The sequence below is a fragment of the Eubacterium sp. F2 genome (assembly GCF_046244355.1).
Lineage (GTDB): Bacteria > Bacillota > Clostridia > Peptostreptococcales > Anaerovoracaceae > Aminicella.
This window is the reverse complement of the sequence record NZ_CP176393.1, coordinates 2,333,345-2,348,446: the sequence shown is the minus strand read 5'-3', so window position 1 is coordinate 2,348,446 and position 15,102 is coordinate 2,333,345. Positions and strand designations below refer to the sequence as shown.

Below are 15,102 nucleotides of genomic sequence, written 5' to 3'. Positions count from 1 at the left end.
TTTCAAAAAATGCAAATCTATACTTGACAGATACTACGTAGGACGTTAGGATGTGGCTGAAAGGTGAAGGGCACAAGAGAGGACCTGAAAAACGGAGATTTGAAGATCCAATGAGATCTGTCATCCGTAATGAGTGCCGGCGGAAACCCCGAGTCCTTCCCTGGAAGAATCCGGACAACAGAATTATTTATAGCATGAATGAACATACAGTTGACAAATTGAAAGCCGTTTTTATGCCAGATGAAAAGGAGAATGGGAAATGAAAAAGGCGAATATTACAGAATTAAAAAAACAGTGCCTGGAACTGAAGAAGAAGGTCATCACGATGATCTATAAGGCACAGTCAGGCCATCCGGGCGGGTCTCTTTCCGCAGCGGACTTCACTACAGCCTGCTATTTCTACGAAATGAACGTGGATCCGAAAAATCCGAAATGGGCAGACCGAGACAGATTCATTTTATCAAAAGGTCATGTTTGCCCGATTCAGTATGCTTCTCTGGCAACGCTTGGATACTTTGATGAGTCTGTTCTGGATACACTCAGAAAAGAAGGATCCATTCTCCAGGGTCATCCGGATATGAAGAAGTGCCCGGGCATTGATATTTCCACCGGTTCTCTCGGACAGGGACTGGCCTGCGGCGTAGGAATGGCCATCGCGGGAAAGAAAGACAAGAAAGATTACAGAGTCTTCGTCGTTGTCGGCGATGGAGAATGCCAGGAAGGCGAGATCTGGGAGGCTGCGAATACTGCTCATAAATATGAACTGGACAATCTGATCGTATTTGTCGACGCAAACAACCTGCAGCTGGACGGCATTACAGATGAAGTTATGCCGAATATGGATCTGGGTAAGCGTTTTGAGCAGTTCGGTTTTGAAACTTATGAGATCGATGGAAACGACATGGAGCAGATTGTAGATGTTCTGGACCGCATCCGCATGACGAAGAATGGTAAGCCGAAGTGCATTTATGGACATACAGTTAAAGGAAATGGTGTATCCTTCATGGAGAATGAGTGCGACTGGCATGGAGTTGCTCCGAATGACGAGCAGTATGCTCAGGCAATGAAGGAGCTTGATGAACAGCTCGCAGAGCTTGCATAGCCGGGCATCGGCCAGATAAATTCAGCGTTCACCTGAGGATTAATCATATTGGAGGAAACAGAATGAGCACGGAAATGAAGGCAACCCGCAACGGTTTCGGCGAAGAGATCGTAGAACTGGGAAAACAGAATAAAGATATTTATGTTGTTGATGCGGACATCGGAAAGTCCTGCAGAACGGCAGAGTTCAGAAAACAGCTGCCGGACCAGTACCTGAACGTCGGAATTGCAGAGCAGAACTGCGCAGGTGTAGCTGCTGGTCTTGCAACGACAGGAAAGATTCCTTTTGTCGTCACATACGCAGTATTCGGATCCCTGAGAATGGCAGAAATGATCCGTCAGGAGATCTGCTATCCGAAGCTGAATGTAAAAATTGCCTGCTCTCACGGCGGCGTTACACCGGCCAATGACGGTGCCAGCCATCAGTGTATCGAGGACTTTGGTGTCCTGACTACGTTCCCGAACATGACGGTCATCATGCCGGCTGACTATGTTTCAGCAAAGAAGCTGGTAAAGGCTGCCGCAGAGATGGATGGACCGGTTTACCTGAGATTTACCAGAGATGCGATTCCGGTAATCTATGATGAAGACACAGATTTCAAGATCGGCAAAGCGCATAAGATCCAGGACGGAAAAGATGTCACAATCATCGCCAACGGCGATACAGTCAGACTGGCCATTGATGCCGCGAAGAAGCTGGAAGAAAAGGGCGTGTCCGTAAAGGTATTTGATTTCCACACGGTCAAGCCGCTGGATAAGGACGCCGTTATGGAGGCCATTGAAGAGACGGGAAAGATCGTCACTGTTGAGGATCATAACATCATCAACGGACTCGGAAGCGCGGTTTCCAGCGTCGTCGCCGAGAGCGGAAAGGCAGTCGTCCGGAAGGTCGGCATCCAGGATCAGTTCGGTCAGTCTGCTCCTTATGAGAGACTGCTGGCCATGAATGGCATCACGGTAGAAGATATCGTTGCAAAAGCAGAAGAACTGCTGAAATAGAATACTAACATCAAGGGCGGATCTCACATGAACGAAACGTTCATTTTTCGCCAGTAAGAAACTGAAAAAAGAAATTTCCTGATAATCCCATACCAAACACAAGGAAAGGAGCCGAATATCCGGATAGGAGTTCCGGCTCCTTTTCTCTATCTGGAGATGAGAGAGTTGTGCGGCTCAGAGGAATGAGCCGGGGAGGAGCATTATGGCAGAGGAAAAGGTAAAAACAATTGGTGTACTGACCAGCGGCGGTGACGCGCCGGGCATGAATGCGGCTATCCGGGCCGTCGTCCGGCGCGGCCTGGTAAAAGGCTTTAAGATAAAAGGAATCCGCAGAGGATACCTTGGGCTTTGCAATGAGGAAATCATCGACATGGAGGCGGATGATGTTTCCAATATTCTCCAGCGCGGCGGCACGATTCTGGAAACAGAGCGCTATCCGGAGTTTGCGGAGACGGAAGTCCAGCAGAAGGCGGTCGATATCTGCCGTAAACATGGAATCGATGCTCTGGTGATCATCGGTGGAGACGGCTCTTTTGCGGGGGCGGAAAAGCTGGCGGCGCTGGGACTGAATGTAATCGGCATACCGGGGACGATCGACGGAGATATCGGCTGCACCGATTATACCATCGGCTTTGATACCGCGATTAATACGGCGATGAGGGCGATCGACAATATTCAGGATACGGCCAGTTCCCATGAACGGTGCAGTATGATCGAGGTAATGGGCAGAAATGCCGGATATATCGCCCTCTGGTGTGGTCTGGCCTGTGGCGCCGAGCAGGCCCTGATCCCGGAAACCTTTGACCACAATGAGAAAAAGGTCGCCGAAAAAATCTTAAAACACCGCGCCTGGGGAAAGAATAACAACATCATTGTAAATGCCGAGGGTGCCGGCACTGTCGATCAGATCGCAGAGAAGGTCTCTGAATACAGTGGCATCAGCATCCGGAAAACTGTCCTCAGCTATATTCAGCGAGGCGGAAGTCCGACCTGCCGGGACAGGGTCGTTGCTTCCATAATGGGAGCGATGGCCGTGGATATTCTGGAAGATGGCGGGAAAAATCGCGTGATTGCAATGAAAAAAGACGATTACGTCGATTATGACATCCATGAAGCGCTGCAGATGAAGGGATCCGTTCCTGCCTATATGGAAGGAATTATGGAAGATCTGGCTCTTTAAGGCCGGCCGGACACGGCGCTTCGGCCATGCCGGTCAGCCGGCAGCAGGAAAAGCCAGTCATAAGGATGAAATAGAGAAAACCCGCCCGGGCATCAGGTCCGGACGGGTTTTTGCATGAAAGAAGCCTTATGCTTCCTCAAACTGTTTCATATGTTTTTTCAGCGCGTCAAACGTCTCTTCACTCAGGTCGTGTTCTACGCGGCAGGCATCGTCTCTCGCAATTTTCGGGTCGACGCCGATCTTCTCGAACAGGAAAGTAAGAACGCGGTGGCGCTCATAGATGTTGCTGGCAATCTCCATGCCGGAATCCGTCAGGTGGATCATGCCTTCCTTATCCATATGGATATGTCCTTCCTCTTTCAGACGGCGCGTTGCGTAAGATACGCTCGGTTTGGTGACGCCGAGCTGATTCGCGATGTCTACAGAGCGGACGTATCCGTGCTCATTATGCAGCATCAGAATAGCTTCCAGATAATCTTCTGCCGATTTACGTACTTTTCCCATATGCTTGTTTCAGGAAAACAGTGTGCTGAGCTGTTCCCTGGTCTCCTTTCCCTCATCTGCCGATGAAAATTATTCATGACAAAACACGATCCGGCAAGGCTGTATCCGCGTATTCTGCCGCATACGCAACAGGTCTGCCATCTCGTGCAGTTTCATTGCATCTTTGATTCATCTCTTGCTATCAATTAAGATTGTATACTCTATATATTACCATTTTTTCCGGATTTGTACCATACTTTCCCATATTTACTGTGAGTGATCCAGATGAAGCCAGAGACTGCTGCGTCCGGAAACAGGCGGGAGATTCCGACATTCCGCATAATATTCTTTGTTAATGAAGAGAGTTATCGTTCTCATCGTTAAACCGTAGATTTTCCTGCTGCTGCCGGACTATAATATAGTATAGATAGTTAAAGTCAATGAAATCGAGCAGATGAATCTGAATTTCTTCCGCAGGAAGGTTGTGATGATTGATGAAAACGGAAATATCGATGGAAGAACTGGAAAAGCGCCTGAAAGAACGTGAAGACGGAAAACTGCTTCCCATGAATGAGATGGTCTTTTTAAATATGGATTTGTCCGGCCGGGATTTATCCGGACTGGAATTAAAGTGGGCGGATTTTACTGACTGCAGGCTGGAGGGGACCCGCTTCGACGGAAGCGACCTGTCCAACGCCTGTTTCCGCAGAGTCAGCCTGAAGGACGCCAGCTTTCGCGGCTGCACCATGCACGGAACGGATCTGAGATGGGATGATCTCCGGGGCATGCACATTGAAGCTGCGGACATCTATGCCGCCCAGCTCGAGGGATCTCAGGTTGAGGGGATTGTCGATGATGAGAACACGAAGTTCTTCCGGATGGCCTGCCCGGAAACGGGCCCTTTTGTCGGGTATAAGAAATGCTTTAATAATACGCTGGTGCAGCTGCTCATTCCGGCCGATGCCAAGCGTGTCATGGCGACTACCAGGGCCGGGCGCTGCAGCAAGGCCAAAGTGCTGTCCATCAAGACCTTTGACGGGACCCAGAGCTTCGAAGAGACCTGCGCGCTGGCAGACCCGAATTTCATTTATAAAAAAGGGTGCTGGGTGCATGTCGACACGTTCGATGAAAATCGCTGGCTGGAGTCCACGCCGGGAATTTATTTCTGGCTGACACCGGAAGAAGCGCTGGCCTATTAGGAAATAATGAGTATTGACTGGCAGTATGCAGTATACACGAGATCGGTCAGCTTCAGAACAACCCTTTCTTCTGTAAGCCTGGTAATTAATAAACTGCCGTTCCGGGATAATGTTTGTTATCCAGAGCGGCAGTCTGTATTCTGTTTAATTTTATTCCTTCTATCTATTACCTCGCAGTAAGGGAAAATAGTGTATTATCTGACAGGCTGTTCCTTCTTGGATGGTTTATTTTTGTCCTGGAAGAAGGCGATGGCAATTCCCATGAGGATGGCAATGCCGCAGAATACCTGCAGGGTAAAGGTTGGGACCTGGCTGTCCGGGATGATCATGGCGAGCAGGCCCATGGCAGCGGCAGGCGGGATCCACAGGCTGCTCTGCTTGATGGTCAGGAAGCTGCAGATGATGACGCAGAGCACACAGAGGGTGAGCGGCAGATGCAGGGTGTCCATGATCAGGAAGCGGAAGAAAGCACCGTACATGGCGCAGGCAGTGATCAAAAGGGAAACCGCAAGAGGACGCCGCCTTGCCGGACTTTTCGGATTGGTGAATTCTGTAAAGGCAACCAAAATCGGAGGAGCCGCCATGAACAGGAATTTTGCGTTGATGGCGATCCAGGCAAACAGCATGACGGTGACGATGCGCTTTCCGGCACTGACCAGGTCATTTCTGCCCGGAGCAGGAGCCGGTGTGAAGACGGCAGGAATGCGTTTCCCGGTTCTGACCAGGATTTCATGCAGGATGATGACGCCCAGGGTCAGGGAAGACGCAGAAATCGGGTAGACGATGCTGTGTGTCTGCAGGATGACCGGCAGGACTGCTGCACTGATGATCGGTGCCATGGTCGTTCCGCCGAAAAGGTAGAAGATCTGGCTGACGAGGAAGGCAAGGATGATCTGATACCAGAGCGGAAGCGGCACATAGAGGACAATCAGAAGTCCGGACCAGGCACAGCAGCTGATCAGAATGAACATCCGGACAGACGTGACACGCCAGGGCTGTCTCGGAGAAATTAAATAGCCAAGGGCCATTGCGGCAATTTCCGGGAAGATGACTTCTTTATCATGTATGCCTTCAGAGACGGCTGCCATGGCGAGCAGGATTGCGGCGGCGAAGATCAGAGAAACCGCGTTCAGTTTATTTCCTTTGCCAGTGCTGTTTTCCGTGCTGATGCGCGTGATTGCTTTCGTAATTTTCAACATTGTACTTTACCTTTTTTAGACATTGAGATTGTTTATTCTTTATTTTACTACATACTGATAGGTTGTACAAGAAGAGCGGAGGTATGCTGTGCAGTGTGAACAGCTGTCGCAGGGAGGCAGCACGGGATGGCTTTCTCTGTAAGATAGCTGCGGAGATTCCGTTCACGGCTCTGCCTGTCTTGCCGGGGGAGGGCAGCGTTCAGGTTTCCTTCTTTGCGCGGTTATTTTTGTCTGTAGGACTTCTTTTATGATCGTTATATGAAGAAATTTTCATGTAAAGGATTGACAAGTGCAGTTAGTTCCATTAAACTAATATATGTTAAACATCGCTAATGAAAAGCAGAGGCATTTAACCTGTGTTTTTCGATGCAGAAAAATCAAGACAGGAGATACCGTTAAGCTGCGGTGTCTGGAAAGGAAAATCGATGATACCGATTACAATGATGAATCCGGGAGACAGGGTAAAAATCAAGAAGATTACCGGCAGTGATAAGGTGCGCCAGCATCTGTCCGAGCTGGGCTGTGTCGTCGATGGTGATATTACAATTATCTCCAGAATGGGAGGCAATGTAATAATCCAGGTGAAGGACAGCCGTGTCGCTCTGGATCGCAGCATGGCAAACCGTATTCTTGTCTAGAAGGGGGAAGTCAGATGAAAACATTGAAAGATCTTCAGATCGGAGAGACGGCAACCGTTGTAAAAATCACTGGTGCCGGTCCGACCAAGAGAAGAATCATGGACATGGGCGTGATTAAAGGCGCTAAGGTCATGGTCAGAAAGGTCGCGCCGCTGGGCGATCCGATTGAGGTGAACCTGAGGGGATATGAGCTTTCCCTGAGAAAAGCTGAGGCAGAGAACATCATTGTTGAGTAGTTTGTGCGGCACTGACGTTGTACAGGCAGAATCAACAGATGATATAACTGCTGATGCAGATCGAGTGGAGTTAAATTTTTTTCACTGTTAGTAAGATATGATTAACTTGCGGTAAGTAAATTGAACTCCAAAAAGGAAAGCGCCGCGGACGCAAATCAGCGGCATATAAACGAATCGCGAAAGATCGCAGAAGAAGATACACTTCTGGGATCAGCGGAATGACACGCAGAAAGCTGTGAACGACAGCATTTCGATTCATACATTCATTCAGCCTGCATGAGAAAGAAAGGAGAATCAGCGCGTGGAAATTAAGATTGCGCTGGCCGGAAACCCAAACTGCGGAAAAACAACCCTGTTTAATGATCTGACAGGAAGCACGCAGTATGTCGGAAATTGGCCCGGAGTTACAGTTGAGAAAAAGGAAGGGCGTCTGAAGGGTCATAAGGATGTGATTATTCAGGACCTTCCGGGAATTTATTCGTTGTCGCCATATACGATGGAGGAAGTGGTTTCCAGAAATTATCTGGTAAATGAAAAACCGGATGCCATTATCAATATTATCGACGGTACCAACATCGAGAGAAACCTCTATCTGACGACACAGATCCTGGATTTACACATTCCGACTGTTATTGCAGTGAATATGTATGATCTGATAAAGAAAAACGGTGACCGTGTGGATCTGAAGAAGCTGGCAAAAGAGCTTGGGTGTCCGGTCGTCCCGATTAGCGCGCTGAAAGGCGAGGGAGGAACGGAGCTGGTCAATAAGGCCATCGAGATTGCCAGACGTCACCAGTCTGGAGAAGCGCCGCACGTGTTTGCCGGAAGCGTCGAGCATGCCCTTGCACATATCGAGGAGTCTGTTTCACCTTTTGTCGATCAGAATAATCTGAGATGGTACGCCATCAAGCTGTTTGAACGCGATGAGAAAGTCATCGAAGAGCTGGGGCTGGATGAACCTCTGATGAAGCACCTGGACATGCATATTCAGGACTGTGAGAAAGAGATGGATGATGACGCAGAAAGCATTATCACCAATCAGCGTTACGCTTACATCCAGAAAGTTGTGGATGACGCAGTTCATCAGAAGAGGGCACGAGGCAATATGACCCTGTCTGACCGTATTGACCGGGTAGTCACCAACCGCTGGCTGGCACTCCCGATATTTGCGGGCGTCATGTTCCTGATGTATTACATTTCCATTTCTACACTGGGCGGCTGGCTGACAGACTGGACCAACGATACGCTGTTTGGAACGTACATCACCAATGCTGCGAACGCCGGACTGAAGGCGATCGGATCTCCGGCCTGGCTGCAGAGTCTGCTGGTTGACGGAATCATCGGCGGCGTCGGAACTGTACTCGGATTTGTTCCGCAGATGGTGCTGATCTTCATCTTTATGGCGCTTCTGGAAGACTCCGGGTATATGGCGCGTGTCGCGTTTATCATGGACCGTCTGTTCCGCAGGTTCGGACTTTCTGGAAAATCTTTTGTGCCGATTCTGATCGGAACCGGCTGCGGTGTTCCGGCAATTATGGCAACCCGCACGATTGAAAACGAACGCGACCGGAGAATGACGATCATGCTGTGTACATACCTTCCGTGCGGCGCGAAACTGACCATTATTGGTGTTATTGTTTCGACGTTCTTCCCGGGATCCAAGTTCATTGCTCCTGCGATGTACTTCCTTGGAATCGCGGTCATCGTTCTTGCGGGTATTGCACTGAAGAAAGTCGGGTATTTTGCCGGTGATCCGGCTCCGTTCGTCATGGAGCTTCCGGCTTACCATCTGCCGACCGTCAAGGGTGTGGCGATTCATACCTGGGACCGCGCCAAGCATTTCATCATGAAGGCCGGAACGATCATTTTCTCGATTACGGTCATCCTCTGGTTCCTCCAGTCGTTCAACTTCCGCCTGCAGATGGTGGATATGGACCACTCCATGCTGGCAGCCATCGGACATGCACTGCACTGGATCTTCATCCCACTCGGTTTCGGAAGCTGGAAAGGAACTGTTGCTGCAATCTCCGCATTCGCTGCAAAAGAGCAGGCTACATCCACACTGGCCCTGCTCGGAGGATTCAGCGAGGCAAGCAGAGTCGGAATGCATGCGATCTTCGCAGGCCCTGGAGTTCCGTCTGCTACACTGGCAGCCTTCAGTTTCCTGATGTTCAACCTGTTCGACCCGCCGTGCCTGGTTGCGATGGTTACTGCGTTTAAAGAACAGGGAGAGCAGAAATGGGGCTGGTATACCGTCGGATTCCAGTTCCTGGTCGGATTCATGATGTCCTTTATCACCTACCAGATGGGGGCATGGCTGATTTACGGCGTCAAGTTCGGCATCGGACAGGCCGGGGCTTTAGCGGTTCTTGCGTTTATCGCGTTCTGTGTATTCCGCAGACCTTCTAAATCCAAGGCCGGAAGCATCCCTGACGGAGAGCCGGCGGTGAAGTAAAGCGTCATACATTTGCGGTTAATCCCTGTTCAGGGACAAAATGGAACTGAGCAAGGTTAATCGGATGGAATCTGCCGATTTCATCTCTTGCGCCGGGCGGACCGGATGCATAATTGGCATCTGTCTGCCCGGTAATATAAAAAATATGAGTTAGATATGTTTAACCAAAGGGCGGCGGGGTATTATAAAAATGTCTTCGGAGGAAGATCGGTCAATCTAGTGTAAAATCTGGATGTGAACAGTTGAAATGAAATGTGAAAGGATCCGGAAATCGTGTGTTTTCGGTCTTTGGAGGTATGGAGATGAACCCTGTTGTAGTAATCCTTATAATTGTAATTGCTGTGCTGTTTCTGCTGGCGCTTCGCCATTCCATCAAGAATGCCGGGAAATGCAGCGGTTGCGACGGGACCAAATGCGGTACCTGCGCGGCACTGAATGAGATGGCGGAAGATCTGCAGAAAAAAGAGGCAGACCGGATGCAGAATAATGCGCGCGGATCAGAGTAAAGAGAAATCTGCGCCGGAACAGGAGGTATTTCGTGAGTGTTGTTATTTTAGGCGGAAACGAACGTATGGAACGGAAGTACGCAGATATCTGCAGAGAGCATAACTGCAGTGCTAAAGTCTTTACCAAAATTAAGAGCGGGCTGAAAGGGAGGATTGGAAATCCGGATCTGCTCGTCATGTTTACGAGCACCATGTCCCATAAGATGGTGAGGGCTGCAGTTGCGGCAATTGATGAAGAATGCGTCGATATTATCCATGCTCCGAGCAGTTCTGCCAGCGCGCTCAGAAATATCCTTCAGGATAAAGTAAACATAACAATGTAAAAGTAATAGTGAGTATACAAGATTGCCTGACGGTGGGGTTGTGTATACAAGGCAAACGGACGGGAAACAGGGTTATTAAGACCAAGGATTCCCGTCCGTTTTTAACATGTTCATGAATTATATTTCATCTCTGAAGTTCAGCGTCTTCTTCAGCCCGTCAACGCCGACTCTGGCATTCGGGAAAACTTTCGTCGCGTTGGACTCATATTCCTTTGGATCGGTAATGCTCTGGCTGAAGTGGGTGAGCCAGAGCTCTTTTGCGTCTGCTGCTTCTGCGAGTCCGGCAGCCTCTGCGAATGTCATGTGTCCCCACTGTTTTGCTTTTTCGATTTTCTCATCGTCCGGGTAATTGCCTTCCAGAATCATCAGATCTGCATCTTTTCCGTAATGGATGATCGAATCACACGGGCGGGTGTCTGTGGAGTAGACGATCTTCAGTCCCGGCCGGCTGCGTCCAAGTACATCCTTCGGTTCATAGAGCTGATCGCCGATTTTTACCGGTTCGCCGCTCTGCAGCACAGACCAGGCGCGTACAGGAATATTCAGAGCCTTTGCTTTTTCAGGATCAAATTTTCCGGCGCGCGGCAGGGAAATCTGATACCCGAGGCACGGGATCACATGCTGTACCGGAAAGGCTTCGATCTGCATATCTCCGCAGCTCAGCTCCGTCTCTGCCTTTCCGTCCGTCTCGCAGGCGAGCACTTTAAACGGAATCGGCGCGATGACGAGAAGGCACTGCAGAAGATTGGCAAGGCCCGGCGGTCCGATGATTGTGACGTCCTCGGTGCGTCCGGCGTTTCCCATGGACAAAAGGAGACCGGCAAGGCCTGCAACGTGATCGGCATGAAAATGGGTCAGACAGATTGTATCAATCGGTTTCAGACGGCAGGACGCCTCCGCCATTGCAATCTGCGTTCCTTCCCCGCAGTCAATCAGGATGCTGTGTCCTCCGGATGTAATATAAAAAGAGGTCAGCCAGCGATTCTTCAGCGGAACCATGCCGGCTGTCCCGAGCAGGCAGACATCAATCATAATTATCATTCCTCCTGTACTTTTGTTTATCTGTTGATGCTGTACAGCATGCCGGCATCCGGCATACTGTAATTTTTGCATCTCTATTTCTCTGTATATGTCTATTGTAACTTTTTTTCGGTTGTCTGTAAATCATTGCACTATGCGGATGATGTTCTGCACATTATGCAGAGAAACATGCGGAAGAAAATCAAAAATATTAAACGCGGAACTATCGTGCAAACGCAAAAATTGTGAAAAGATTCTGTGATGATAGCGTGAAAGGTATTGAAATGAACGAGAATGTTCTGTATACTTTTTATTAGCCTAAAGATATTTTTTTGTAAAAAGGCTGCGGCGAGTGAGCTGTCCCGCCTGAAAATGGATTCTGCATTCCTGGCGGAGCGACAGAGCACCCGTCTGTTCTTTTCAGCATGAAATATGCTTTATGAGGGGGGGATCGGGAATGATACAGTTTGAACATGTCAGTAAGAGTTATGGTAAAAACCATATTCTCAAAAATATTAATTTTACAATTCCGGACGGTAAATTTGTTGTGCTGATTGGAAAATCCGGATGCGGAAAAACGACAACGCTGAAAATGATCAATCGTCTGATCACACCGACTTCAGGGCGAGTTTTGATCGACGGGCAGGACATCAGCCAGATGAATCCGTCTGATTTGAGACGACATATCGGGTATGTTATTCAGTAGATTGGACTTTTTCCGAACATGACTATTGAGCAGAATGTCTCTGTGGTACCGAGACTGCTGAAATATGATAAAGATAAATGTCATAAAATTTCGGAAAATCTTCTGGAGTCAATCCATATGGAAAAATATAAAGATAAGTATCCCTCGGAACTTTCCGGAGGACAGCAGCAGAGAATCGGCGTATTACGGGCGCTTGCGGCATCGCCTCCGGTTGTCCTGATGGATGAGCCGTTCGGCGCACTTGATCCGATGACCAGAGACGAGCTTCAGATTGAAATCAAGAATATGCAGAAGCGGCTGAATAAGACGATCGTCTTTGTTACGCATGATATGAATGAGGCGCTGCGTCTTGCCGATATCATCGTCTTCATCGATCACGGTGAAATTGTCCAGATGGACAGCCCGGAAGAGATTCTGCGTCATCCGGCAAACCGGCTGGTCCGCGATTTCCTGGGGAAGCATGTGTCAGAAGAACAGAAGCCTTCCAAGGTTGAAGATTTTATGCTCACCAAGGTCAAGTATGTGCGAAGCAGCCGCGGTGTTCGGGAATGTGCAGAAATGATGGCCAGAAACAGCATTGACTCTCTGCTTGCCGTTGACGATGAGAATCGGTATATCGGAACGATCAAAATCGGTGATATGATGCACTGGGGCAGGAATCTTGAGACTGTAGAGCCGTTGATCCGAACAGATGCACGGACGGTACAGGTTGGTGAAGAGGCGAAAGAGAGCTTTGACTACCTGCTGGATACCAATGCGGATTATGTCGTTGTTCTGAATCCGGATAAGTCGATTGCAGGAATCATCACCAAGACCAGTGTAGCGCGTTCTGTCGCTGAAAATCTCTGGGGAGGTGAAGAATCGTGAGAACTATCATGGCAACTTACGGGCACCTGTTGCTGAAAGCGATCGGCGTGCACATGTTCTACGTAACTGTTTCTGTGGTCTGCGGATTCTTTATCGGGTTAATCGGAGGTATTCTGCTGTCCAGGATCCCGCGCGCATCGTTCGTCATTCTTCCGGTTGTTTCTGTATTTCAGACAATTCCGGGTCTGGCGTTCATCGGAATTTTGTTTCTGGTCATCGGCATGCATCCGGTTACGGTGCTGATTGCGTTGACAGTATACGCCATATTTCCTGTACTGAAGAACACGTATGAAGGCATACTGAATATCGATCCCAAGTACATCGAAGCCGCGAGGGGATGCGGGATGACGAGCGGACAGATGCTCCGCATGGTGCAGCTTCCCCTCGCATCTCCGGAAATCGTCGCCGGCCTTCGCATGGCAGCGGTGTATACCGTCAGCTGGGCCGTCCTTGCGGCGATGATCGGACTTGGCGGACTGGGAGACTTCATCTATCAGGGAACAGCTTCAAATAACAACACTCTGATCCTTCTGGGCGCAGTGCCGGCAGCGCTTCTTGCGATTGCGATCGGAGCCGTCATTGATCTTCTCCAGAAAAAATTGACGCCGAAAGGAATGCAGGAGGTGGTGGATCGATGAGCATGAGCATCATTGTAGACCATCTGTTTATGGTCCTTGCGGCGAGTGTGCTGGCGATCGCAATTGGAATTCCGCTCGGCATCCTGGCACATGTATATAGGAAAGCAAAACCATGGATTCTCCATGTTGTCGACGTTCTGCAGACGATCCCGGCGCTGGCTCTTCTGGGCTTGATCATGATTGTTGCCGGCGCAGGCAAACTCACAGTAATCATCGGTCTGACCCTGTATTCACTGCTTCCGGTTGTGCGAAACACCTACCTCGGACTGCATCAGGTCGATCCCGGAGTCAGAGAAGCAGCCAGAGGAATCGGCATGACCAGAATGGAACGGATCGTTCAGGTAGAGTTTCCTATTGCTTTTCCGACAATACTGACCGGAATCCGCATCGCCGTCATCAATGCGATCGGAACGGCTGTATTTGCGGCGTTTGTCGGGGGAGGCGGCGTCGGAGACGCCATGTATCAGGCAATCCGTATTCACGATATGAAGATGGTCCTAGGATCTACGGCAGTCCTGATGCTGATGGCCGTCGTCCTCGATTCCCTGATGAGCCTGTGTGAGAAAAAGATCCGGAAAACGCACAGTGATAAAACGCACATCATACGCACCCTTGCTGTGATCCTTGCGGCATTTGTCGTCATCATCCCGTTTGAAGCCGGGCAGAAAATCAACCCGGATGAACTGATTATGTACGACGGGAATTACAGTGAAGTCCGGATCATGGTCAGAATGGCAAAAGATCTGATTGAGGACAAAACAAACCTGCATGTGGTCATCAAGGATGAAATGTCGCAGGTGAACAATTTTAAAATTATGAAAGGAAAGAAACGCAGCTGTGACCTGATGTTCAGTTACGACGGAACGGTGCTGACTACGTTTATGCACAAAGATCCAAAGGACGTACCAGAGAATATGGCACTGTATGACTATGTGAACCGTCAGTCAAAACAGAGATATGGTATTTCCATGACAGGAAAAGTCGGCTTCAATAATACATATGCGATTGCTGTTCCAAAGAGAATCGCGGAAAAATATCACCTGAAGACGATTTCTGATCTGGTTCCGGTTGCCGATAAACTGACCTTCGGCGCAGAGCATGAATTCTTTACCCATGAAGGAAGCGCAAAATATTATCCGTTTGTAAAATACTACGGACTGAAATTCAAATCGTATAAGGCGGTTGATGAGAGTCTGAAATACAATGCGATCGAGCATGGCGCATTTCAGATTACAGAGGTATATGCCACAGATGGACTGAATAAAAAGGCCGGTCTGGTCATTCTGAAAGATGACCGACATTTCTTCCCGGAGTATAACGGGTCCTATTATGTGAAAGACAGCACCTATAAGCGATTTCAAAAGAAGGCGCCGGAGCTGAAGGAGGTTCTGCAGGAACTGAATGGAAAAATATCCACAGAAGATATGCAGAACATGACGTATCAGGTTGATGTAAAAGGAAAGACACCAGATGAAGTCGCAGAGAAATTCCTGAAACAGAAGGGACTGATTCATTAAGAAGGCTGGGTAAACAGATTCCCTCCGGGTATTCT

General features: G+C 49.1%; 15 protein-coding genes and 1 pseudogene. 13 read left to right on the top strand and 3 right to left on the bottom strand.

Annotated elements, in window-relative coordinates:
- The first annotated feature begins 259 nt into the window (after positions 1-259).
- The 3 genes from ACI77B_RS10305 (at position 260) to pfkA (ending at position 3,280) form a co-directional block, all read left to right on the top strand.
- Positions 260-1,102, top strand: a complete 843-nt coding sequence (locus ACI77B_RS10305) for a transketolase (protein ID WP_409336726.1) — start codon at positions 260-262, stop codon at positions 1,100-1,102.
- Between the two features lie 62 nt (positions 1,103-1,164).
- Entirely contained in the window at positions 1,165-2,100 is a 936-nt protein-coding gene (locus ACI77B_RS10300; protein ID WP_409336725.1) for a transketolase family protein, read from the top strand.
- Between the two features lie 202 nt (positions 2,101-2,302).
- Positions 2,303-3,280, top strand: a complete 978-nt coding sequence (gene pfkA / locus ACI77B_RS10295) for a 6-phosphofructokinase (RefSeq protein WP_409336724.1) — start codon at positions 2,303-2,305, stop codon at positions 3,278-3,280.
- A gap of 126 nt (positions 3,281-3,406) precedes the next feature.
- Here the strand turns inward: pfkA and ACI77B_RS10290 are convergent, their stop codons facing one another.
- Complete coding sequence (locus ACI77B_RS10290; protein WP_409336723.1) at positions 3,407-3,784, bottom strand: metal-dependent transcriptional regulator; 378 nt, start codon at positions 3,782-3,784, stop codon at positions 3,407-3,409.
- A gap of 473 nt (positions 3,785-4,257) precedes the next feature.
- On the opposite strand from ACI77B_RS10290, the gene ACI77B_RS10285 reads away from it, so the two are divergent.
- The gene (locus tag ACI77B_RS10285) at positions 4,258-4,962 is read left to right on the top strand and encodes a pentapeptide repeat-containing protein (RefSeq protein WP_409336722.1); all 705 of its coding nucleotides are present in this window, start codon (positions 4,258-4,260) and stop codon (positions 4,960-4,962) included.
- Between the two features lie 194 nt (positions 4,963-5,156).
- Here ACI77B_RS10285 and ACI77B_RS10280 read toward each other — a convergent pair whose 3' ends face one another.
- On the bottom strand, positions 5,157-6,161 hold the full coding sequence (locus tag ACI77B_RS10280) for a hypothetical protein (protein ID WP_409336721.1): 1,005 nt from the start codon (positions 6,159-6,161) through the stop codon (positions 5,157-5,159).
- A 425-nt stretch (positions 6,162-6,586) separates the two neighbouring features.
- Between ACI77B_RS10280 and ACI77B_RS10275 the strand changes: the two genes are divergently transcribed.
- The 5 genes from ACI77B_RS10275 (at position 6,587) to ACI77B_RS10255 (ending at position 10,319) form a co-directional block, all read left to right on the top strand.
- Positions 6,587-6,799, top strand: a complete 213-nt coding sequence (locus ACI77B_RS10275; RefSeq protein ID WP_409336720.1) for a FeoA family protein — start codon at positions 6,587-6,589, stop codon at positions 6,797-6,799.
- 14 nt (positions 6,800-6,813) lie between these two features.
- Positions 6,814-7,035, top strand: coding sequence for a FeoA family protein (locus tag ACI77B_RS10270; protein ID WP_409336719.1), 222 nt, complete (start codon positions 6,814-6,816; stop codon positions 7,033-7,035).
- Between the two features lie 301 nt (positions 7,036-7,336).
- Complete coding sequence (gene feoB / locus ACI77B_RS10265; protein WP_409336718.1) at positions 7,337-9,490, top strand: ferrous iron transport protein B; 2,154 nt, start codon at positions 7,337-7,339, stop codon at positions 9,488-9,490.
- A 302-nt stretch (positions 9,491-9,792) separates the two neighbouring features.
- A complete protein-coding gene (locus ACI77B_RS10260; RefSeq protein WP_409336717.1) occupies positions 9,793-9,996 on the top strand; it encodes a hypothetical protein in 204 nt (67 codons plus the stop codon).
- Between the two features lie 32 nt (positions 9,997-10,028).
- On the top strand, positions 10,029-10,319 hold the full coding sequence (locus tag ACI77B_RS10255) for a DUF2325 domain-containing protein (RefSeq protein ID WP_409336716.1): 291 nt from the start codon (positions 10,029-10,031) through the stop codon (positions 10,317-10,319).
- A 117-nt stretch (positions 10,320-10,436) separates the two neighbouring features.
- On the opposite strand, the gene ACI77B_RS10250 is transcribed toward ACI77B_RS10255, so the two are convergent.
- Positions 10,437-11,351 (bottom strand): ribonuclease Z, encoded by a 915-nt coding sequence (locus tag ACI77B_RS10250; RefSeq protein WP_409336715.1) that lies wholly within the window; start codon positions 11,349-11,351, stop codon positions 10,437-10,439.
- A gap of 427 nt (positions 11,352-11,778) precedes the next feature.
- Between ACI77B_RS10250 and ACI77B_RS10245 the strand changes: the two are divergent.
- The 4 genes and pseudogenes from ACI77B_RS10245 to ACI77B_RS10230 all read left to right on the top strand — a co-directional run.
- Positions 11,779-12,267 (top strand): annotated as a pseudogene (locus tag ACI77B_RS10245) (ATP-binding cassette domain-containing protein); the annotation flags it as partial.
- The gene (locus ACI77B_RS10240; RefSeq protein WP_409337732.1) at positions 12,265-12,912 is read left to right on the top strand and encodes a CBS domain-containing protein; all 648 of its coding nucleotides are present in this window, start codon (positions 12,265-12,267) and stop codon (positions 12,910-12,912) included. The pseudogene ACI77B_RS10245 and the gene ACI77B_RS10240, both read left to right, overlap by 3 nt.
- The gene (locus tag ACI77B_RS10235) at positions 12,909-13,550 is read left to right on the top strand and encodes an ABC transporter permease (protein WP_409336714.1); all 642 of its coding nucleotides are present in this window, start codon (positions 12,909-12,911) and stop codon (positions 13,548-13,550) included. Before ACI77B_RS10240 ends, ACI77B_RS10235 begins: the two co-directional genes overlap by 4 nt.
- Positions 13,547-15,067: a glycine betaine ABC transporter substrate-binding protein gene (locus ACI77B_RS10230; protein WP_409336713.1), complete on the top strand. Its 1,521-nt coding sequence runs from the start codon at positions 13,547-13,549 to the stop codon at positions 15,065-15,067. The genes ACI77B_RS10235 and ACI77B_RS10230 overlap by 4 nt, the downstream gene beginning before the upstream one ends.
- Positions 15,068-15,102: the final 35 nt, after the last annotated feature.